Below are 20616 nucleotides of genomic sequence, written 5' to 3'. Positions count from 1 at the left end.
AGTTCTGTAAACGGCCGAGCTGGCCTTAAGAGCGGGCATTTTACGCGCTCTTCCCCCTGGATGCAAAGTTTGTGTTAATCGGGCACGTTCAGCGGTCCCAGGCAGTGCCGGCCCGCGTTTGGCGCCAGGCGGTCCCCGGCGCGGCTGGTGCGCCGAGCGTCGACCGGCCTCCGCGATCGCCCGATGTCAGGCCAGCGCTGCCGCGTCGAACGTACCGAAGGCCTGCGTCCAGGACCCGGGCGCTCCACCCGCGTCCACCTGCTCGCGCACAACCTGCAGAAATAGCGCCCGTGGCCAGTGTTCGGCGCCCATGCTCAGCAGGTGATCGTTCTCCACCTGCGCGTCGATCAGTGGCCAGCCCCACTGCCGCAAGCGTTGCGCCAGGCCGGCCAGGGCCACCTTGGAGCCGCCGCTGGCCGCGCTGAACATGCTTTCCCCGAAGAACATCCGGCCGATCGCCACGCCGTAGATGCCGCCCACCAGGCGGTCGGCGCTGAACACCTCCACCGAATGGGCGTAGCCCAGCGCATGCAAGTCGATGTAGGCCGCCTGCATCTGGCCGGTGATCCAGGTGCCGTCCTGCCCGGGGCGCGGGGTGGAAGCACAGGCGGCGATCACTTCGGCAAAACAGGTATCGGCCCGCACCACCCAATCGCTGCCGCGCACGCTGCGGCGAAAGCGCGAGGAGAGGCGCACGCCGTCGGTACGGAACACCATGCGCGGATCGGGTGACCACCACAGCAGTGGCTGGCCCTCGGAAAACCACGGGAAGATCCCGCCCGCGTAGGCATTGAGCAGCCGCACCGGCGACAGGTCGCCGCCGATCGCCAGCAGCCCATCGGGGTCGCGCAGTGCGGTCTCGGCGGGCGGGAAGGGGGCGTCGGCGCGCGCGTCCAGCGCCCAGGGCAAGCGGCGGCTCATGCCGGGTCCGCGGACTTGAAGGGGCTGTGCTCGACCAGCGCCTGCGCATAGCGCGCCACGTCAGCGCGCTCGCTGGCACACCAGTCCGCCAGCGCCTCGGCGAAGGCCGGCTCCGCCACCCAGTGCCGGCTGCGCACGGCTGTCGGCAGGAAGCCGCGCGCCAGCTTGTGCTCGCCCTGCGCGCCGGGTTCGAAGCGGGTCAGGCCCTCGCGCAGGCAGTACTCGATGCCCTGGTAGTAGCAGGTCTCGAAATGCAGGCCGGGCAGGGTGGCGCCACCCCAATAGCGCCCGTACAGCGTATCCGCACCGCGCAGGCACAACGCCCCGGCAACCGGCACGCCGTCGCTGTGGGCCAGGAAGATGACCAGCTGGCGTGGCATCGCGGCGGCCAGGTGGCGCAGGAACGGCAGGGTCAGCGCCGGGGCATTGCCGTACTCGGCGAAGGTCTGCAGGTAGAAGCCATGCATGGCCAGCAGATCGTCCTCGCTGGCGTCATCGCCGTGCACGATCCGATAGGTGACGCCGCTGCGTGCCAGCTTGGCCCGTTCCTGGCGGATGTTCTTGCGGTGCTTGTGGTCCATCGCGGCCAGGAAATCGCTGAAGTCGCGCCACTCGCCCGGGTTATGCCACTGGAACTGGATGTCCTCGCGCAGCATCCAGTCCGCCCCGAAGGCCGCATCTTCCTCCGCGCGGTGGAAGTTGACGTGCGCCGATGACCAGCCGATGCGCTGCACTTCCGCGCGCAGGATCTCGGCCAGCGCGGCGCGATCGACATCGTCGCGGGCCAGCAGGCGCGGCCCGGTCACAGGCGAGTAGGGCACCGCACCCAGCCACTTGGGGAAGTAGTCCAGCCCGTGCCGCGCGTACGCATTGGCCCAGGCATGGTCGAACACGAATTCGCCGTGCGAGTTGTCCTTCAGGTAACCCGGCATCGCTGCGACCAGGGCGTCGCCGTCCCAGAGGGTGAAGTGCCGCGGGCGCCAGCCCCATTCCGGGCGCAGACAGCCGTGTTGCTCCAGCCCGGCCAGGAAGGCGTGGCGGACGAAGGGATTGCTTCCGTCGTGCAGGGCGTCCCAGTCGGCGGCGGGGATGTCGGAGAGTCGATGGAGGAAGCGTGGATCGGGCATGGGGAGAGGATAGGGCAGGGCGATGGCGAATGGGGGCTGAGGGTGGATCAATGCCTTTTGCGGAACTGATTGAAAGTCTTTTCGGCACCTCGCGACAACTGGGCGGTAGCGCACCCATTGGAATGACAGCGGAAGGCACGGTAAGCATCCGCAAGCCGTATCGAGGGCGCGGGCTTCATTCACATGATTGGGGGAATCAATATGAGGACTTGCGAGTGTCAATGGGAGTGACGCAGGACTGGATCTTCTGCTCACCCGAGCAGCGCAGCGGCTTCTCGACGCAGACCGCATCAAGCGCTCCCAGGCGGCCAACGCAACTCTCTCGGCTCAGGTGGATATTGAACGGAGAATGCTGGGGATCAACTTCGGGCCAGGCTTTCTCGCCATTGAAGAAGACGGCTCCATAGAGGAGATCGAGCAATTAATGGATAGGCAGCCGCGCCGGAGCTGGCAGCTGCCGTTATTACGGCGAAGGTCTGGGTGAATCTGGGCAGCGGAGAGGTGACCGTGCTGTCGATATAGATGCGCTGGGCGCAGGGGTCGGTTTAATGAGGAGGTCTTATCAATTTGTTTCGTTGCATCGATTGGATCAAGGTTCCGCGAGCTCAGCGAAGCGTGCGGAAACGCGCGTTTAGCGTTGACAGGGCGGGGCAATCTGATGACGAGGTGATGCGGCCATGCACGCCCCTTGATCCTACGGAGAACGTCAATGTCACGCCAAGTCACTTCCATTCTACTGCTGGTCGGATTAATTACAGGGGCGAACCTTCTTCTCGCCGCGTCGGTGCGCGGTGCAAGTGCAGAGTTGCTGCAGTTAGAACGCGATGTCGAGCTCGATACTTTGTTGACGCAGCGCGCTCGATATGCCTTGGAACGGGTGGCGCTGGTAGACGGTCAGTCGCGCCCCCGGCATGTCAATGCCTCGCTGAACATCGCAACCGGGGTGATTACGGTGCGCCTGGACAGGTCATTTCTTCCTGAGGACTACGGCCCTTCATTCGAGGACCAGAGAAGCAACATAAACAACGGCTTGATCTATGAAGCCGAAAAGTTCGCTCCAGTCAGTGGCGTGGAGTACCTGTACGACGGCAAGGATATCTACCACTACTTTCCCGAGGTCAAGGCTGCCGATGACGCTGCCCGCCTGGAAGGCGATCGGCGGCGGCAAGCGACGGAACGGTCCGGGCTGGCAGTTGTTGCGGCAGGTCATGGTTATTTCATGAGCTATAGGACCAATACGTGGGTAACCTCCCACGATGAACACAACGGTGTAAGCGAGGGCTTGCTGACGCCTTTGTATGCAGGTGAGTTGAGGGCTTTGGTGGAGGCTCGTAGTGGTATGGCAGTCACACGGGCCCGCGTACAGGAGGCAGGTACGACTCATCCAGAGAGTGGATTCGAGTGGTGGACCATGGCCGCGCGCTATGCAATCGCGCAGCAATACCCCATGGAGACCGGGATATGGAATACATACGCAGGCAGTACGCTATGGGACAGAGAGGAGCGGGAGGACATCAATAGCAGGCCAAAGCTAGCCAACCACGTCGGGGCAGATGTGGTGATACATCTTCACAGCAATGGCGAAGACAGTGGCGTGGTGCGAGGTAGCCGGGTCATAGTCCAGCCGGGCCGGGCTGTTGACGCTGCACTGGGACGTAGTGTGCTGTGCTCAATGAAAGAACTGATACAAAGTAGGGCCGGCTATGAGACTTTCGTGGTGGCGCCCGCCCCGCATGTTGATAATAAAGGGGAGAATCGAGAGGCGCACATGCCGTCAATAATCGTTGAAACGGCTTTTCATACCAATCCTGATGATGCAGCTGCGCTGCTCGATCCAGAATTTCGCGCCGCCTCATTGAAGGGCGTCGAAAAGGGCTACCGCCTGTTCCGCGAAGGCAAGAGCTGCAAGGCGCTCAAGGGCGAAACCATCGAGGATGTCAGCATGTCCCAGGGCGCTTCCCGCGAGATCGAGGTGCCGTTTGAGGGCTATCCGCAGTATCCGTTGCGCATCGTGACGCGCAACGTGGGGTGCCCGCCGGGCTGGGTCTGCCGAGGCAGCGAGATCACCGTGGAGGCACCGCAGCCGACGCCGTTGAAGATCGCGTTGTCCTGCAACAACGGCGGTTCGGCCCCATTGTTCTGGGAGACCTCGCTGGTTGATGATGACGGGGTCAAATCGGTGCCGGTCCGGCATCGGCAGCAGTGCATCCGTCGTCCATAGGCCGGGTTTACACGGGATGGCTGCGCCACCGCTGGCTCAGCATTCGGGTAGCCGCGTTTGAGCTTCGTTGGCTGGGAGTGAGCATGAAGACACTCCGTCGTTCCAGGGCCATACTCCCGGGAGGGCGGTGAAGCTGCGGACAAAAATGAAGCTGGGTCACGCCGCTATGCGTCGCAGCTGCCAGGCTTGAGCTGCCATGGCGCCACATAGCCCGCACCCCTAACAAAAAGACCGGCGCACTGCGCCGGCCTTCCGCTGCTGTTGCGCCGGTGCTGCCCGGCCTCAGCCCAGCTCGCCCTTCGCATCCAGGTAGCGCTCGGCGTCCAGCGCGGCCATGCAGCCGAAGCCGGCCGAGGTGATGGCCTGGCGGTAGTGCTGGTCGGCCACGTCGCCGGCGGCGAACACGCCCTCGACCGAGGTCTGGGTGGCGTTGCCGCCCAGGCCCGAACGGATGTCCAGGTAGCCGTTGTTCATCGTCAACTGGCCCTCGAACAGACTGGTGTTGGGGTGGTGGCCGATGGCCACGAAGAAGCCGTGGGCCTCGATGTCGCGGGTGCTGCCGTCCAGGGTCGACTTGACCCGCACGCCGGTCACGCCGGCATCGTTGCCCAGCACTTCGTCCACCTGGTGGTGCCACACGGTCTCGATCTTGCCGGCGGCGACCTTGGCGAACAGCTTGTCCTGCATGATCTTCTCCGCCTTGAGAGTGTCGCGGCGGTGGACCAGGTAGACCTTGCGGGCAATGTTGGACAGGTACAGCGCTTCTTCGACGGCGGTGTTGCCGCCGCCGACCACGACCACGTCCTGGTCACGGTAGAAGAAGCCGTCGCAGGTGGCGCAGGCCGACACGCCGCGGCCCTTGAACGCCTCTTCCGATTCGATGCCCAGGTACTTGGCGGTGGCGCCGGTGGCGATGATCAGGGCGTCGCAGGTGTACTCGGCGCTGTCGCCGATCAGCTTGAACGGGCGCTGGGACAGGTCGGCGGTGTGGATGTGGTCGAAGATGACCTCGGTCTCGAAGCGCTCGGCATGGGCCTGCATGCGCGTCATCAGGTCCGGGCCCATCAGGCCATGCGCATCGCCCGGCCAGTTGTCCACTTCGGTGGTGGTCATCAGCTGGCCGCCCTGCTGCAGCCCGGTGATCACCACCGGCTTGAGGTTGGCGCGCGCGGCATAGACGGCGGCGGTCCAGCCGGCCGGGCCGGAGCCGAGGATGACGAGCTTCTGGTGGCGGGAGGGCAGGGAATGGCTCATGTAGACTCGCGTAAGAGGGGTGGGGCGGGGCGCCGGCGGTGATTGCGTGACGTCCAAGACAGGTCATAGAGTGGCGGCAGGGGCGGGGCGATTCAAGGCGGCCGGTGGAACGGGGCGGTCCGCAAGGGCCATGACCGGGCCCCGCGCCATCGATTTGACGGCGGCAACTGAATTGTCCAGCTGTCGGCACTGAAAAGCGCGGCCCAGTCGTTTATTATCAAGCACTAACAGTGCATTCCCAAGGTGTGGTCTAAGGTGGCGAAGCAGCTCCCGGAACGATCCAAGTCTCCCGACAGCAAACCGTCGCGCAAGGCTGCGGCGGCGCCTGCGCCTGCCGACAATTCGGGCCGTCAGCGACTGTGGCGCGACCTCGGCCTGATCGCGATCGCCCCGGCGTTGCTGTATCTGGTGGCCAGTCTGTTCACCTATTCGGCGTCCGATCCGGGCTGGTCGCATACCGGCAGCGTGGTCGCGCCCATCCACAACATGGGGGGCCGTGTCGGCGCCTGGATCGCCGACGTGCTGCTGCAGCTGTTCGGCTACATCGCCTTCGTGCTGCCGATCGTGCTCGGCGCGCTGGCCTGGATCGCCATGTTCGGGCTCAAGCGCGAGAGCAAGGGCGGGCATGACCTCGACCCGGCGCTGCGCCTGGTCGGCCTGGTCGGCTTCCTGATCGCCGGCACCGGCTTCCTGCACGTGCGCCTGTTCACCGGTGACGTCGCCCATGCCGGCGGCATCCTCGGCCGGCTGGTCGGCAATTCCCTGAGTGCCGGCTTCGGCGCGTTGGGCGCCAACCTGTTCGTGCTGGTGCTGCTGCTGGCCTCGATCACCCTGGCCACCGGCATCTCCTGGTTCGTGGTGATGGAGAAGATCGGCCGCTGGGTGCTGGCGCTGCCGCCGCTGTTCAACAAGAAAAAGGAACAGGCCACCGAATGGCAGCAGACCCGCGCCCTGCGCGAGGAGCGTCAGGAAGTGCGCAAGGTCGATGCCGAGGTCCGCGCCAAGCGCGAGCCGGTCAAGATCGAGCCGCGCCCGGAGCCGGTGCTGGAGAAGAGCGACCGGGCCAAGCGCGAGACCCAGATTCCGATGTTCCGCGGGGTCAACGGTGACGGCTCGGACCTGCCGCCGCTGGCGCTGCTGGACGATCCCAAGCCGCAGCCCAAGGGCTACGACGAAGACACGCTGGAAACGCTGTCGCGGCAGATCGAGTTCAAGCTCAAGGACTTCCGTATCGAGGCCCAGGTGGTCGGTGCCTATCCGGGCCCGGTGATCACCCGCTTCGAGATCGAGCCGGCGCCGGGCATCAAGGTCAGCCAGATCAGCTCGCTGGACAAGGACATCGCCCGCGGCCTGTCGGTCAAGTCGGTGCGCGTGGTCGACGTGATCCCGGGCAAGTCGGTGGTGGGCCTGGAAATCCCCAACGTCACCCGCGAAATGATCTACCTGTCCGAACTGCTGCGCTCCAAGGAGTACGACAAGTCGGCCAGCCCGCTGACCCTGGCGCTGGGCAAGGACATCGCCGGCCGCCCGACCGTGGCCGACCTGGCGCGCATGCCGCACCTGCTGGTGGCCGGCACCACCGGTTCGGGCAAGTCGGTGGCGGTCAACGCCATGGTGCTCAGCCTGCTCTACAAGGCCTCGCCGAAAGACCTGCGGATGCTGATGATCGACCCGAAGATGCTCGAACTGAGCGTCTACCAAGGCATCCCGCACCTGTTGGCACCGGTGGTGACCGACATGAAGGAGGCCGCCAATGGCCTGCGCTGGTGCGTGGCCGAAATGGAGCGCCGCTACAAGCTGATGAGCGCGGTGGGCGTGCGCAACCTGGCCGGCTTCAACAAGAAGGTCAAGGATGCCGAGGACGCCGGCCAGCCGATGATGGACCCGCTGTTCAAGCCGAACCCGGAGCTGGGCGAAGCCCCGCGTCCGCTGGAGACGCTGCCGTTCATCGTGATCTTCATCGACGAATTCGCCGACATGATGATGATCGTCGGCAAGAAGGTCGAAGAACTCATCGCGCGCCTGGCGCAGAAGGCGCGTGCGGCCGGCATCCACCTGATCCTGGCCACGCAGCGCCCGTCGGTGGATGTGATCACCGGTCTGATCAAGGCCAACATCCCCACCCGCATCGGCTTCCAGGTCAGTTCCAAGATCGATTCGCGCACCATCCTGGACCAGTCCGGTGCGGAGACCCTGCTGGGTCACGGCGACATGCTGTACCTGCCACCGGGTACCGCGCTGCCGGACCGCGTGCACGGTGCGTTCGTGTCCGACGAGGAAGTGCATCGCGTGGTCGAGCACCTCAAGGCCAGTGGTCCGGCCGATTACATCAGCGGCGTCCTCGACGAGGTGCAGATGATGGGCGACGGCGTGGTGGTGGGTGCCGGTGGCCTGCCCGAGGCGAGCAGCAGCAGCGGTGACGAGTCCGACCCGCTGTACGACGAGGCCCTGCGCATCGTCACCGAGACCCGCCGCGCCTCGATCTCCGGCGTGCAGCGCCGGCTGAAGATCGGCTACAACCGTGCCGCGCGCCTGATCGAGGCGATGGAAATGGCCGGGGTGGTCAGTCCGCCCGAACACAACGGCGACCGCAGCGTGCTGGCGCCGCCGCCGCCGAAGTAACGCCGCGCCGCCAGGCCATGGGCATCGCCCCGTACAAGGAACCTGCAATGAAGCCGATGGTCTGGATGCTGTGGGGCGTACTGGGGGTTGCCCCGGTCGTGGCGCATGCCGAGGCGACGCCTGCGGCGGCGCCGCCCGCGACGCCCGGCCCATCGATCGCCAGCGACGCGCAGGCCAGCAACAATTTCAGTTTCGTGCGCTACCGCGCCGACTATGCCGTGGGCGCAGATGCCGGCAACACCCAGACCGAAGAGTACGAAATCCTGCTCAAGACCAAGGCCGCGGTCGAGCAGTTCAGCCAGGTGCGGCTGAGCTATAGCGAGAAGATGGAAACGCTGGAGGTCCTGGCCGCCTACACGCTGACCGCCGACGGCCAGCGCCGCGACGTGCCGGCCGACCGCATCTACACCCAGGAAAGCTACTCCAGCGCGTCGGCGGCGATGTACGCCGACCGCAAGGTGCGGGTAGTGGTGTTCCCCAACCTGGCGCCGGGCACGCGCGTGGTCTACACCACCCGCCGCACGCAGAACACGCCGTATTTCCCGGGCTACTTCGGCCTGTGGGAAACCTTCAGCGTGTTCACCCAGTACGACGACGCGCGCGTGACCCTGACCGCACCGGCCAGTTTGCCGATGTTCGTGCAGCAGCGCGGGGTACAGGGCAGCGACCGGCCGACGATCCGTGACGGCCAGGCCAGCTGGGCCTGGCGCTACCAGCGCGGCACCCCGATGCAGTCGCAGAACTGGTCGGCCGCGCCCTGGGAATTCAGCCCGACGATCATGGCCAGCACCTACCGCGACTGGTCGCAGGTGGCGCGCGCGTACCAGCTCAAGGGTGGGCAGGCCGCGCAGGTGACACCCGGCATCCAGGCGCTGGCCGACCAGTTGACCGCCGGCATCGACGACCGCCGCGAGCAGGCGGCGGTGCTGTATCGCTGGGTGGCGCAGAACATCCGCTATGTGGCGGTGTACCTGGGCAATGGCGGGCTGGAGCCGAATCCGGCACAGAGCATCCTCGACAACCATTACGGCGACTGCAAGGACCACGTGGTGATCCTGGAGGCGCTGCTGGCCGCGCGCGGCATCCAGAGCAGCGCGGTGCTGATCGGCGCGGGTGGCGGGCCGAGCCTGCCGGCGATTCCGCTGCTGGGCCGCTTCAACCACGCCATCACCTACATCCCCGAGTTCGACCTGTTCCTGGACTCGACCAGCCCCTATGCGCGCTTTGGCCAGTTGCCCGACGCTGACCTCGGCGCGCCGGTGCTGCTGACCCGCACGGCCACGCTGTCGCGCACGCCCGACAACGACGCCACGCGCAATGGCAATGGCCTGCAGGTCGATTTCCGCTTGGATGCGCTCGGCAACCTGACCGGGCAGACCGTGCAGCAGCCCAGCGGGGTCACCGAAATCGGCATGCGGGGCTCGTTTGCACGGCTCAACGCGCAGAACCGCGCGCGGGTGGAGGAGTCGATCATGGCGTCCTCCGGCTTCGACGGAACCGGCGCGCTCACCCTGCTTGGCGACCCGCAGGACCTGGCGCAGCCGTTCAACTATCGCTACGACTTCCACGCCAGCGATTACGCGGACTTTGGCGTGGTGGGCGGCATGCCGCTGCCGGACGCGCCGGGTGCCGAGTCGGTGCGTGGCATCTACGCGACCACCTCGGCGCCGCAGAACGACGCGCCGTTCTACTGCACCGACAGCCTGCGCGAGGAAACCTATCGCCTGCAGTTCCCGGCCGGGGTGCCGATCGTGGCGATTCCGCGCGGCCAGCAGTTCAGCAACGCCGCCGGTGAGTACACCCTGGACTGGAGCCGCCAGGGCCAGACCATCATCGCCCACCATCGCCTGCACCAACGCGCGGTGCGCGGCGCGCAGGCGTTGTGCCAACCGCAGGATTACCCGGCGTTCCGCGCGCTGTACCAGCAGGTGCGGCGTGGTTTCCGCGGCCAGGTGGTGTACGGCGACCTGAAGACCGTCCAGGCCAACCCCTGAGGGGCCGCCGCGGGCGTAGCGTGCCCGTGCCACCCCGTGCGGACTGCCCCTGATCGCCCATTCAGGTTTAAATGGGCACACTGCCGCCATCCTTCCCATTTTGTCTGGATACGCCCATGCACACCCCTTTCCGCCGCTATCTGGTTGCCGCCACCCTGGTCGTGGCCAGTGTCGGGTCGGCCTCGGCCTGGGCCGGCGCCCGCGATGAACTCAACCGCTTCACCCAGGGCCTGAAGGGGCTCGATGGGCAGTTCAGCCAGCAGGTGTTCGACAGCAAGGGCAAGGTCAAGGAGAACACCAGCGGCCGCGTCGCGCTGTCGGCGCCGCGCCTGTTCCGCTGGGAATACATCAAGCCGCACGAGCAGCTGATCGTCGCCGACGGCAAGAAGGTCTGGGTGTATGAGAAGGATCTGGAGCAGGCCACCGTGCGCCCGCAGGGCGCCGAGGAACAGAACAGTCCGCTGACCGCGCTGATCAATCCGGCATTGCTGGACAAGCAGTACGACGTGAGCGAAGAAGCGGCGGCCCGCGATGGCCTGCAGTGGTTGTCGCTGAGCCCCAAGCGCGAGACCGACACCGCCTTCCAGTACGCCGCGCTGGGCTTCAATGCGCAGGGCCTGGCGCGGATGGAAGTGGTGGACGCGGTGGGTCAGCGCACGGTGATCAACTTCACCGGCTGGAAGCGCAACCCGGGCTTTGCCGCCGGCACCTTCAGCTTCGCACCGCCCAAGGGCACCGACGTCATCGGCGAATAAGCCGGGACGGGTGACCGTAGCCCCGGGCCAGTGAGACGGGAGGGGGGTAGAGCCAGGCCATGCCTGGCCGGGGCCTTCCTGATATCCCGTGCGCCGCACGCAGAGCAGCCACCCATGGGGTGGCTCTACCGGTGCCGATCCGACGTGGGTTCACGCGCGCTCGCGATAGAATACGCGGGTGGCCAGAAACCGAACGACATTCAACGGCCCCGATCTCCTGACCGTGGATCGGGACAACATGCGTCCGCTCGCCGAGCGGATGCGACCGCAGACCCTGGACGAGATGGTGGGGCAGAAACGCCTGCTCGCCCCGGGCAGCGCGCTGCGCCGCGCGGTCGAATCCGGGCACGTGCACTCGATGATCCTGTGGGGGCCGCCGGGCTGTGGCAAGACCACGCTGGCGCTGCTGCTGGCGCACTACGCCGATGCCGAGTTCCGCGCGATCTCCGCGGTGCTGTCCGGTCTGCCGGAGGTGCGCCAGGTGCTGGCCGAGGCGGCCCAGCGCTTCGCCGACGGCCGCCGCACCGTGCTGTTCGTCGATGAGGTGCACCGGTTCAACAAGGCGCAGCAGGATGCGTTCCTGCCGCATATCGAACGCGGCACCATCGTGTTCGTGGGCGCCACCACCGAAAACCCCTCGTTCGAACTGAACTCGGCGCTGTTGTCACGCTGCCGCGTGCATGTGCTCGAATCGGTGTCGCCGGCCGACATCGTGGAGGCGCTGGAGCGCGCGCTGCAGGACGGCGAACGCGGCCTGGGCAGCGAAGCCCTGCAGGTTGCCCCCGAATCGCTGCTGGAAATCGCCACCGCCGCCGACGGCGATGTGCGCCGTGCCCTGACCCTGCTGGAGATCGCCGCCGAACTGGCGGGCGGGGATGGGGGCCGGATCAGTCCGGAGATGCTGCTGCAGGTGCTGGCCGACCGCACCCGGCGCTTCGACAAGGGTGGCGAGCAGTTCTACGACCAGATTTCGGCGTTGCACAAGTCGGTGCGCAGCTCCAACCCGGATGCCGCGCTGTATTGGCTGACCCGCATGCTTGATGGCGGTTGCGATCCGTCCTACCTGGCGCGACGGCTCACCCGCATGGCGATCGAAGACATCGGGCTGGCCGATCCGCGCGCGCAGTCGATGGCGCTGGAAGCCTGGGACATCTACGAGCGTCTCGGCAGCCCGGAAGGCGAGCTCGCGTTCGCGCAGTTGGTGCTGTACCTGGCCAGTACCGCCAAATCGAATGCCGGCTACGCCGCGTTCAATAAGGCCAGGCAGGAAGTGCGCGAGACCGGCACGCAGGAGGTGCCGCTGCACCTGCGCAACGCGCCGACCAAGCTGATGAAGGAGCTGGGGTACGGCAAGACCTACCAGTACGACCACGATGCCGACGGCGGCATCGCGCTGGACCAGACCGGCTTCCCCGATGCGATGGGCGAGCGCGTGTATTACGAGCCGGTACCGCGTGGGCTGGAGATCAAGCTGAAGGAAAAGCTGGATCGGCTGCGCGCGGCGCGTGAACAGGCGCGGGCCGAAAAGGGTGGGCAGTGATGGGCGGCTTCAGTGTGTGGTGGCAACAGCTGGGCCTGGTCATGGCCGGTGGCGCGCTGGGCGCGGCGCTGCGCTTCATGGTGGGCGATGCGATGCTGCGCCAGTTCGGCACCGGCTTTCCGTGGGGCACCTTGACGGTGAACCTGGTCGGCGCCTTCGCCGCCGGGTACGTGATGGTCTGGCTGCAGAGCCGCGGCAGCGCCGCACTGTATTGGCGCGCCTTCCTCATCGTGGGGATCATCGGCGGGCTCACCACGTTCTCTTCGATGATGCTGGAGACGCTGGTCTTCGCGCGTGCCGAGCGCGGCCTGATGATGCCGCTGTACCTGGGCATCAGCCTGGTGGGCGGGATGGTGCTGGTATGGGCCGGCGCACGGGTGGCCGAGGGCTGGCGCTGAGCCGGCGTCGGCGCTGCTACCGCAACGGGATGCAGAAAAAGCGCTGAAAACGCTGGATTAAAGTGATGTCTCACGATATCGTGCGCGCCCCCGTTCGCATCCTCGTCCGTCATGCGCGATGAACAAGACCCCGGCACCCTGGAGCTGACGCTGCCGCGCAAGCGCGGTCGTCCGCCCACGTTCGGCTACGCCATGACCGACGCGCAGCGTGCGGCCCGCTATCGTGCGCGCCGCGCCGGGCAAGCCGGGCATGCCGATGTGCGCACCTGCAGCGACATGGTGCTGCTGGACAAGATCCGCGCGGCGATCAGCAGCAAGGACCCGGAGTTGACCGGCTTCCTGGTGCACGTGCTGTGGCAGCGCTACCCGCTGCAGCTCAAGTAGTCCCTGCTTCGATCTGCGGCACGGCGTCCTGCAGGTAGGCCAGCAGGCGGTCGGCCTCGGCCCAGCTGGCCGCCGACGCCAGGCCCAGCTCCTGCAGGTCGGCAGCGGTGTCGGCCAGGTCCTCCTGGCCCAGCATGCGCAAGGCGCCGGCCATGCGATGGGCATGGTGGCGGATGAGCCCGGCCTGCCGATGGGCGCATGCCCGCTGCATCGCCGACAACTCGTCGCCGAGCGACTGCAGCAACGGGGGAAACAACGGATCGCTGCGGGCCATCGCAGGCGCGGCGATGGCGGCGTCGGGATGGTCCAGCCCCAAGGCGGCGAGCAGCTGCCGCTCATCCAGTGGCTTGCACAACACCGCGTCCATGCCGCTGGCGTGGCAGCGCTGCACATGGGTAGGGGAGGTGGCCGCCGACAAGGCCACCAGCAGTGCGGGCGGCTGCGCTTGTGCGGCTTCCAGTCGGCGCAGCGCCTGTGCCAGCTCGTAGCCACTCACCTGCGGCAGGCTGCAGTCGATCAATACAAGTCGTGCCGGTGCGGCGGCCTGGCGCTGCAGGGCGCCGGCCGCATCGCGACAGGCGTGCACGGCAGCGCCGAGCGCTTCCAGCCGACGTGCCACGAAAGCGCGGTTCAGCGCATGGTCTTCCACCAGCAGAACCGCGTAGCCCGCCAGCGGGCGGGGCGCCGTCGGGGTGGTCGCAGGCTCGCTCACCACCGGCAGGATGACCTCGAAGCGGCTGCCACGGCCCGGTGCGCTGCACAGGTGGATGCGGCCGTGCAGGGCCTGCACCAGGTCGTGGCAGATCGACAGGCCCAGGCCGGCGCCGCCGAGGACCTGTGACTGGGTGTCGTGGGCCTGCGCGAACGGCTTGAACACACCGGCCTGGCGCTCGAGGGGAATGCCGATGCCGGTATCGCTGACCGTCAGGCACAGCTGCTCGCCGTGCGCCTGCGGGTGCAGCGATACGGTCACATCGATGCGCCCGCTGGCGGTGAACTTGAGCGCGTTGCCCAGCAGGTTGTTGAGGATCTGGCGCAGGGCGGCGGCATCGGTACGCAGCCTGGGCAGCGGCGCGGGTGGCGCGTGCAGGCAGAGCACCAGGCCTTTGGCGTGGGCCGCCGGGTGCAGTGCGGCGATGCACTCCTGCGCCAGGTCCGCCACGTCGTGCCAGTCCAGGACCGGCTGGAAGTGGCCGGCGGCCATGCGCGAGTAATCCAGCGCATGCCCCAGCAGCTGGCGCAGGCCGACGCCGGCGGCGCGCGCGGCGTCCACCAGTTGGCGCTGGCCCTGGTCCAGGTGCGATTGCCCGAGCAGGTCCACCGAGGCGACCAGCGCCTGGGCGGCGTTGCGCACCTCGTGGCTCATCACCCCGATGAAGCGCGCCTGGCGCTGCTCGCTGCGTTGGGCCGCCCGGTGGGCGCGCGCCAGCCAGGCGCCAAGCACCAGCAGTGCCGCCAACGCCGCGCAGGCGGCCGCCAATTCCCAGCGGAAGTGACGCATGAGTGCGGCGGGCGAGGGCGGGTCGAATGGACGGTGGGCGGCCACCTCCGTGAGCACCTGGGCGTGTTGCCGAGGGGTGATCGCCCGCATCGCCGTGTCGATGTCGTGCAGCAGGGCCTGGTCGGCCGCACGGGCGACCAGGAAGACATCGGCGGGCAGGTCGGCCGGCGCGCTCTGCAGCTGCAGGCTGTCGGCGAAGTCACGCCGGACCAGCGGTCGAATCAGCACGTCCAGGCCCAGTGCCGCGTCGGCGATGCCGGCCTCGACCGCGGCCAGCGCGCCCGGCAGGTCGGGGGCGGGCACTACCTGCAGGTGCGGGTAATGCCGGCGCAACCAGCTGGGATAGCGGCTGCCCCGGACCACGGCAATCCGGTGCGGGCGCGTGTCGGTGAGTGACAGCCTGGCGCGGTTGGCGTGCCGGCTGGCAAGCAGGGTCTCGCCGCGGTAGTACGCCACCGACGATGCCAGTGCGCACGGCGCCTCTTCCAGGGGCCCAAGCATGAGCATGAGGTCGGCGCGCCGGTCGCACACCGCGCGCAACGCCGCCTGGTGCGAGGGCACTTCGTGCGCGTCGAAACGCACGCCGCTATGGGTGCCGATCAGGGATGCATACCCGTGCGCCAGGCTGGCCTGGCGCGACGGCAGCGCGCTGGCGGCGAGTGCCCGGTGCTGGCCCGGGTCCAGGGCGACGTGCACGGTGCGGGCGGCGGCCACGGCGTCCGCAGGCGTGGCCACGACCGCCGCCAGCGCTGCCGCCAATGCGCGGTCCCGGGCCCGGCTCATAGCGGCGCCAGTTGGTGGCGCAGCATGTACAGCTCGCCGTCGGTGCGCAGGCCGAGTTTGCGGAAGGCGGTGTGCTTCTGCGTGCTGACCGTCTTGATGCTGCGGTGCCGGTGGTGGGCGATCTCGGTGACGCTCATTCCGGCCAGGCACAACCGCAGGACTTCGCGCTCGCTGCGGGACAGCGCCAGGGCATCCATGTCGCTGGCAAAGCCGTCCGGCAGCCGGCACAGCCCGGCCGCGACATGCACGACGGCAACGGCCAGCGCATCCAGGCGCTCGGTCTTGCTGACCACGCCGCTGGCGCCCGCATCCATCAGGCGCGACAGCAGCACCTGGCTGCAGTGCGCTGTGAACAGCAGCAGGCGGACCCAGGGAAACTGCGTGCGCAGCAGCGGCAGCAGCTCCAGGCCGGGCAGGTCGTCGATGGACAGCGCGTAATCGACGACGGCCACATCCACGTGCGTGGATGACAGTGTGTCGAACAGTTCGCGGCTGTGGGCATGGCTGCCGACCACGTCGAAGCGCGGATCGCAGGACAGGTGGACGAAGCTGCCGTGCCGGACAACATCGTGGTCGTCGAGCAGCGCGATCTTCAGGGTGCAGGGGGTGGCCTGTCCGCTCATGGGATCTGTTTGCTGTTGGACAAAGGGGGCTACGCGATAGGAAGTGTTGGGAGATTCTCCCCGGTTGGATGTGCAGCAATGTCGCTTACACCCGAATTTACGACGATTCCTAGCAGTGGTACGCGAGCCTCGTCACTATCCGGGCCGTTGGCACGCGGCGTCAGCGGTGCTCGCGATCGAGCAGTCGGGCGAAACGGCCGGCCAGCTCGCGCACCAGGGGGTCGGCACCGGGGCGATGCAGCAGGGCGATCTCCATGCCGTCCATCGGCGGCAGGCCGTGCCGGCGATTCAGTGCGCGATGCTCGCGTGTCATGGCGCGGGCCGGCAGCAGGCTGATGCCCATGCCGTCGGCGACCGCGCCCTGGATGCCGCTCAGGCTGGAGCTGGTGAAGCTGATCCGCCAACGCCGGCCCATGGCTTCGACCGCGGCGATCAGGTCGTCCCGATACAGGCCGCGGAGCGGGAAGGTCACCAGCGGGATCGGGTCCAGTGCGATGCACGGGGTGCGGGCGCTGTCCACCCAGCGCATCGGCTCGGGCCAGCAGGCGGTGGCTTCGCGGCTGTTGCGGCGTTGCTTGATCAGGACCAGGTCCAGTTCGCCGTGGTCGTAGCCGTTGGCCAGGTCGCGGCTGAGCCCGCTGGTGACCTCCAGCTTCACCTGCGGGTGGCGGCGGTTGAAGCGGCCCAGCAACTGGGTGGTGCGCGCGTTGACGAAATCCTCCGGCACGCCCAGCCGCACCGTCACCGCCACCGTGGCGCCGGCCAGTGCCTGCAGCATCTGTTCGTTCAACGCCAGCATCTGCCGGGCGTGGCCGAGCAGGGTCTGCCCGGCGTCGGTGGGGTGCACATCGCGATTGCCGCGCACCAGCAGCGGGTGCCCGGCCATGTCTTCCAGGCGACGGATCTTCTGGCTGATCGTGGACTGGGTGGAATGCAGGCGCGCGGCAGCCGTGGTGAAGCTGCCACAGTCGGCGACCGTCACGATCGCGCGCAGCAGGTCGAGGTCGAACAGGCTGCGATTGGGTTTTTCACTGGCGGCCACGCTGCCATCCACGTTCGGCATGGGGTTGAAGTCTTGCACGCGGCCCCGGGCCCGGCAAACCGCCGCGCCCGGTCACGTGCCGGGCGCAGGCGCGGGTGTGGCGCGGGCCAGCCCACGTGCAACCCGCTCGCCGGCGTCACGCAGCTTCTGCTGCAGGGCGGGTGGGCCGAGGACCTCGAATTCCAGCTCCATCGCCATCAGCCAGTACACGAGTGAGCCGAGCGCGCCGGCGCCGCAGACCAGCAGGCAGCGTTCCGCGTCCACCGCCTCCAGGGCCCCGGCCGAGGCCGGGATCTGGCGCTGCATGCTGGCCAGCGGTGCATGCAGGATCACCCGGGCCTGTTCGCTGTACTGGCCGAGCGCCAGCGAGCGCGCGACCCACTCGCGCAGGTCGCCGTTGCCCGGCGGCGGGCGCGGGCTGAAGTGGGCGCCGACCACCGGCGCGGCCACGATGCGGTCGATGCGGAACGTGCGCCAATCGCTGCGCGCGGTGCACCAGGCGACCAGGTACCAGCGCCGGTCGGCATGCACCACGCCCTGTGGCTCGAGCCGGCGATGGCTGGGTTGGTTGTGTCGGTCGGCATAGTGGACGTCGAGCTGCAACTGGTCGCGGCATGCGCCGGCCAGGGTGGCCAGCAGGCCGGCGTCGACTACCGGCCCCGACTGGTCCAGCGGCAGGATGGTCGAGCGCAGTGCGTCCAGGCGCTTGCGCAGGCGCGGCGGCATCACCTGTTCCAGCTTGACCAGTGCGGTGATCGCGGTCTGCTCGATGCCACTGACGGTGCCGGTCACGGCGGTGCGCAAGGCGATGGCCGCCGCCAGGGCTTCCTCGTCATCGAGCAGCAAGGGCGGCAGTGCACGTCCGGCGCGGAACGCATAGCCGCCGGCAACGCCGCTGCTGGCCTGGATCGGGTAGCCCAGCTGGCGCAGGCGATCGATGTCGCGGCGCAGGGTGCGCGGGTGCACCTGCAGTCGCTCGGCCAGGTCATTGCCACCCCAGTGCGGCCGCGATTGCAGCAGGGACAGCAGGCCGAGCAGGCGGGTGGAGGCGGTCAGCATGGGCCCAGTGTGGCGGTTGATCGAGGACGGAACCTGTCCGCAATGGTGGCTAGCCTGAATCCAGGGTGCAAGCCTGGCAGGCCGGCACCGTTCCCGCACCATCATCCTCAAGGAGTACCCGATGTCCCTCGTCTTCTATTGGCACCCGATGTCCAGTGCCACCCCGGTCGCCTGCGCGCTGGCCGAACTGTCCGTGCCGCATGAGCGGGTGCGGATCGATATCCGCACAGGCGAGCAGCGCACGCCCGCATACCTGGCGATCAATCCGAACGGCAAGGTGCCGTGTCTGGTGGTGGACGGCACGCCGTTGTTCGAGGGTGTGGCGATCCTGCAGTGGCTGGGCGGGCGCTACGGCGTGGCGCAGGGGCTGTGGCCGGCCGATGACAGCCCGGCGCGGCTGCAGGCGCTGGCCTGGACCAGTTGGGCCTATGTCACCTATGCGGCGCTGCTGAGCCGGCTGTCGCTGGCCACCGCCGATGAGGCGCTGCGCAACCACGCGCATGCGGCGGCTGCACTGGCCGGGGTGGATGGCTTGCTGGATCTGCTGGAAGTACACCTGGCCGAGCGACGCTGGATGCTGGGGGAGGCTTACTCGCTGGTCGACCTGGTGGTGGGCTCCGTCGTCGGCTATGGCGTGTACGTGGGTGCGGACGTGGATGCCCATCCGGCGGTGAAGGACTGGCTGGGCAGGCTGCAGGCGCGCCCGGCCATGCAGGGCGAGGTGTAGTCGCCGGCGACGCGACGTGCCCTGTCGACGCCGGACGGCGCGGCAGGGCATTTGCCTTGTGCATGCGGCGCATGCCGAAATTTAACTGGTGCATGCAGGCGGCACGGTCTTAAGGTGGCCCGTCTTCCTTCCCTCCCTGCCGCCCCATGAAAACCACGCTGTGTGCCTTGGTTCCCGCGCTGTTGCTGCTGGCCGCCCCCGCATTCTCCGCCGAACAGGCGGACCTGATCATCCGCCACGCCACCGTGGTGGACGTGGAGCACGCCCGTACGCTGCCCGACCAGAGTGTCGTGGTGCGCGGCGCCGACATCGTGGCAGTGGGGGATGACACCGTCATTGCGCGGCAGTGGTCAGCCACGACCAAGGTCGAGGCCAAGGGCCGCTACCTGATCCCCGGGCTGTGGGACATGCACGTGCACTTCGGCGGCGGCCCGGCGCTGATCGAGGAGAACAAGGCGCTGCTGCCGCTCTACATCGCCCACGGCATCACCACGATCCGCGATGCCTCCGGCGATCTGCCGGCGCAGGTGCTGGCCTGGCGCGGCGATATCCGTGACGGCCGCCTGGCAGGGCCGCAGTTGTTCACCTCCGGCGCCAAGATCGAAGGCATCAAGCCGGTCTGGAAGGGGACCCTTGAAGTGGGCAGCCAGGCCGACCTCGATGCGGCCTTGCTGCGGCTGAAGCAGGACCAGGTGGATTTCGTCAAGATCACCGACAGCACGCTGACCCCCGAGCTGTTCCTGGCCGCAGTGCGTGGCGCGCGCGCCAACGGCCTGCGCGCCTCCGGCCACATCCCGATGGCGCTGACCGTAGAGCAGGCAGTGGACGCGGGGATCAGCTCCATCGAACACCTGGACTACGCCTACAAGGCCGGGGTCAAGGACGAGGCGGCGATCGCCGCGGATTTCGCGGCCGGGCGCATCGATCGCGCCGAGGCCAATCGGCGCCTGGATGCCGGCTTCGATCATGACACGGCGATGGCGGCCTACCGCGGCTTTGCCGCCAAGGGCGTGTTCGTGACCCCGACGCTCAACGGCGGCCGCATCCTGGATTTCCTCGACCAGGACGACCACGCCAACGATCCGTACCTGGCCTATATCGGCCCGAAGCTGCAGGCCACCTACGCCTGGCGCGTCGAACGTGCGGCGAAGGCGACGCCGGCACAGGTCCAGGCGCGCCACCAGGAATACCACCAGGTCGCCGCGGTGCTGCCGATGCTGCAACAGGCCGGCGTAACGATCATGGCCGGTACCGATGCCGGCTTCCTCAACTCGTTCAACTACCCCGGCATCGGCCTGCACGACGAGTTGTCGCTGTTCGTCAAGGAGGGGCTGACCCCGGCGCAGGCATTGTCCGCGGCCACGCGCGCGGGCCCGGCGTGGTTCGGCACGCTGGACCGCTACGGTGGCATCGCCAGCGGCAAGGCCGCCGACCTGGTGCTGCTGGACAACAACCCGCTGCAGGACATCAACGCGACGCGAGCGATCGACACGGTGGTACTGCGTGGGCAGGTGTACGACCGCAAGGCGCTGGACGCATTGCTCGAACAGACGCGGACCAAGGTGGCGGCGTGGCGCACCGCGGAAGGGTGAGCGTGTCAATACCGGAAGTGCCAATCAAAAACGGCTGAACAACTGCTATCCTGCGCGCCGCCCTGCTACATGG

General features: G+C 67.7%; 16 protein-coding genes. 9 read left to right on the top strand and 7 right to left on the bottom strand.

From position 1 onward, the window contains the following. Positions 1 to 186: 186 nt before the first annotated feature. Positions 187 to 921 (bottom strand): leucyl/phenylalanyl-tRNA--protein transferase, encoded by a 735-nt coding sequence (gene aat / locus AC06FD_RS06525; RefSeq protein WP_478077341.1) that lies wholly within the window; start codon positions 919 to 921, stop codon positions 187 to 189. Continuing rightward, positions 918 to 2048: a GNAT family N-acetyltransferase gene (locus AC06FD_RS06520; protein ID WP_478077340.1), complete on the bottom strand. Its 1131-nt coding sequence runs from the start codon at positions 2046 to 2048 to the stop codon at positions 918 to 920. Before AC06FD_RS06520 ends, aat begins: the two co-directional genes overlap by 4 nt. A gap of 709 nt (positions 2049 to 2757) precedes the next feature. Here AC06FD_RS06520 and AC06FD_RS06515 point away from each other — a divergent pair. Then, positions 2758 to 4269 carry an N-acetylmuramoyl-L-alanine amidase gene (locus AC06FD_RS06515; RefSeq protein ID WP_478077339.1) on the top strand — a complete coding sequence of 504 codons (1512 nt, stop codon included), beginning with the start codon at positions 2758 to 2760 and terminating at the stop codon, positions 4267 to 4269. Between the two features lie 282 nt (positions 4270 to 4551). On the opposite strand, the gene trxB is transcribed toward AC06FD_RS06515, so the two are convergent. Further along, on the bottom strand, positions 4552 to 5523 hold the full coding sequence (gene trxB, locus AC06FD_RS06510; RefSeq protein ID WP_259202593.1) for a thioredoxin-disulfide reductase: 972 nt from the start codon (positions 5521 to 5523) through the stop codon (positions 4552 to 4554). A gap of 255 nt (positions 5524 to 5778) precedes the next feature. Between trxB and AC06FD_RS06505 the strand changes: the two genes are divergently transcribed. From AC06FD_RS06505 to AC06FD_RS06480, 6 genes are all read left to right on the top strand, one after another. After that, on the top strand, positions 5779 to 8145 hold the full coding sequence (locus AC06FD_RS06505) for a DNA translocase FtsK (protein WP_259202594.1): 2367 nt from the start codon (positions 5779 to 5781) through the stop codon (positions 8143 to 8145). Positions 8146 to 8201: 56 nt separating this feature from the next. Continuing rightward, positions 8202 to 10139: a DUF3857 domain-containing protein gene (locus AC06FD_RS06500; RefSeq protein ID WP_478077382.1), complete on the top strand. Its 1938-nt coding sequence runs from the start codon at positions 8202 to 8204 to the stop codon at positions 10137 to 10139. Positions 10140 to 10255: 116 nt separating this feature from the next. Then, positions 10256 to 10894, top strand: coding sequence for an outer membrane lipoprotein periplasmic chaperone LolA (gene lolA / locus AC06FD_RS06495; RefSeq protein ID WP_259202596.1), 639 nt, complete (start codon positions 10256 to 10258; stop codon positions 10892 to 10894). Positions 10895 to 11132: 238 nt separating this feature from the next. After that, positions 11133 to 12434 carry a replication-associated recombination protein A gene (locus tag AC06FD_RS06490; protein ID WP_259202597.1) on the top strand — a complete coding sequence of 434 codons (1302 nt, stop codon included), beginning with the start codon at positions 11133 to 11135 and terminating at the stop codon, positions 12432 to 12434. Further along, positions 12434 to 12832 (top strand): fluoride efflux transporter CrcB, encoded by a 399-nt coding sequence (gene crcB, locus AC06FD_RS06485; RefSeq protein WP_478077338.1) that lies wholly within the window; start codon positions 12434 to 12436, stop codon positions 12830 to 12832. Before AC06FD_RS06490 ends, crcB begins: the two co-directional genes overlap by 1 nt. A gap of 111 nt (positions 12833 to 12943) precedes the next feature. After that, complete coding sequence (locus AC06FD_RS06480; protein ID WP_259202599.1) at positions 12944 to 13216, top strand: hypothetical protein; 273 nt, start codon at positions 12944 to 12946, stop codon at positions 13214 to 13216. Here the strand turns inward: AC06FD_RS06480 and AC06FD_RS06475 are convergent. From AC06FD_RS06475 to AC06FD_RS06460, 4 genes are all read right to left on the bottom strand, one after another. Continuing rightward, entirely contained in the window at positions 13209 to 15500 is a 2292-nt protein-coding gene (locus AC06FD_RS06475; protein ID WP_478077337.1) for an ATP-binding protein, read from the bottom strand. The two genes, AC06FD_RS06480 and AC06FD_RS06475, sit on opposite strands and share 8 nt — an antisense overlap. After that, on the bottom strand, positions 15497 to 16123 hold the full coding sequence (locus tag AC06FD_RS06470; RefSeq protein WP_449335856.1) for a response regulator: 627 nt from the start codon (positions 16121 to 16123) through the stop codon (positions 15497 to 15499). The genes AC06FD_RS06475 and AC06FD_RS06470 overlap by 4 nt, the downstream gene beginning before the upstream one ends. A gap of 160 nt (positions 16124 to 16283) precedes the next feature. After that, the gene (locus AC06FD_RS06465) at positions 16284 to 17186 is read right to left on the bottom strand and encodes a LysR family transcriptional regulator (RefSeq protein WP_259202602.1); all 903 of its coding nucleotides are present in this window, start codon (positions 17184 to 17186) and stop codon (positions 16284 to 16286) included. Between the two features lie 51 nt (positions 17187 to 17237). Next, positions 17238 to 18224 carry a helix-turn-helix transcriptional regulator gene (locus AC06FD_RS06460; protein WP_259202603.1) on the bottom strand — a complete coding sequence of 329 codons (987 nt, stop codon included), beginning with the start codon at positions 18222 to 18224 and terminating at the stop codon, positions 17238 to 17240. Positions 18225 to 18345: 121 nt separating this feature from the next. Here AC06FD_RS06460 and AC06FD_RS06455 point away from each other — a divergent pair, with 121 nt between their 5' ends. Continuing rightward, positions 18346 to 18951 carry a glutathione S-transferase family protein gene (locus tag AC06FD_RS06455; RefSeq protein WP_478077336.1) on the top strand — a complete coding sequence of 202 codons (606 nt, stop codon included), beginning with the start codon at positions 18346 to 18348 and terminating at the stop codon, positions 18949 to 18951. Between the two features lie 146 nt (positions 18952 to 19097). Next, the gene (locus AC06FD_RS06450; RefSeq protein ID WP_478077335.1) at positions 19098 to 20543 is read left to right on the top strand and encodes an amidohydrolase family protein; all 1446 of its coding nucleotides are present in this window, start codon (positions 19098 to 19100) and stop codon (positions 20541 to 20543) included. Positions 20544 to 20616 lie beyond the last annotated feature (73 nt).

Source organism: Stenotrophomonas sp. Steno-Z1, assembly GCF_056393175.1.
Note: the sequence above shows the minus strand (reverse complement) of the source record. Positions and strands in the feature narration are given on the sequence as shown.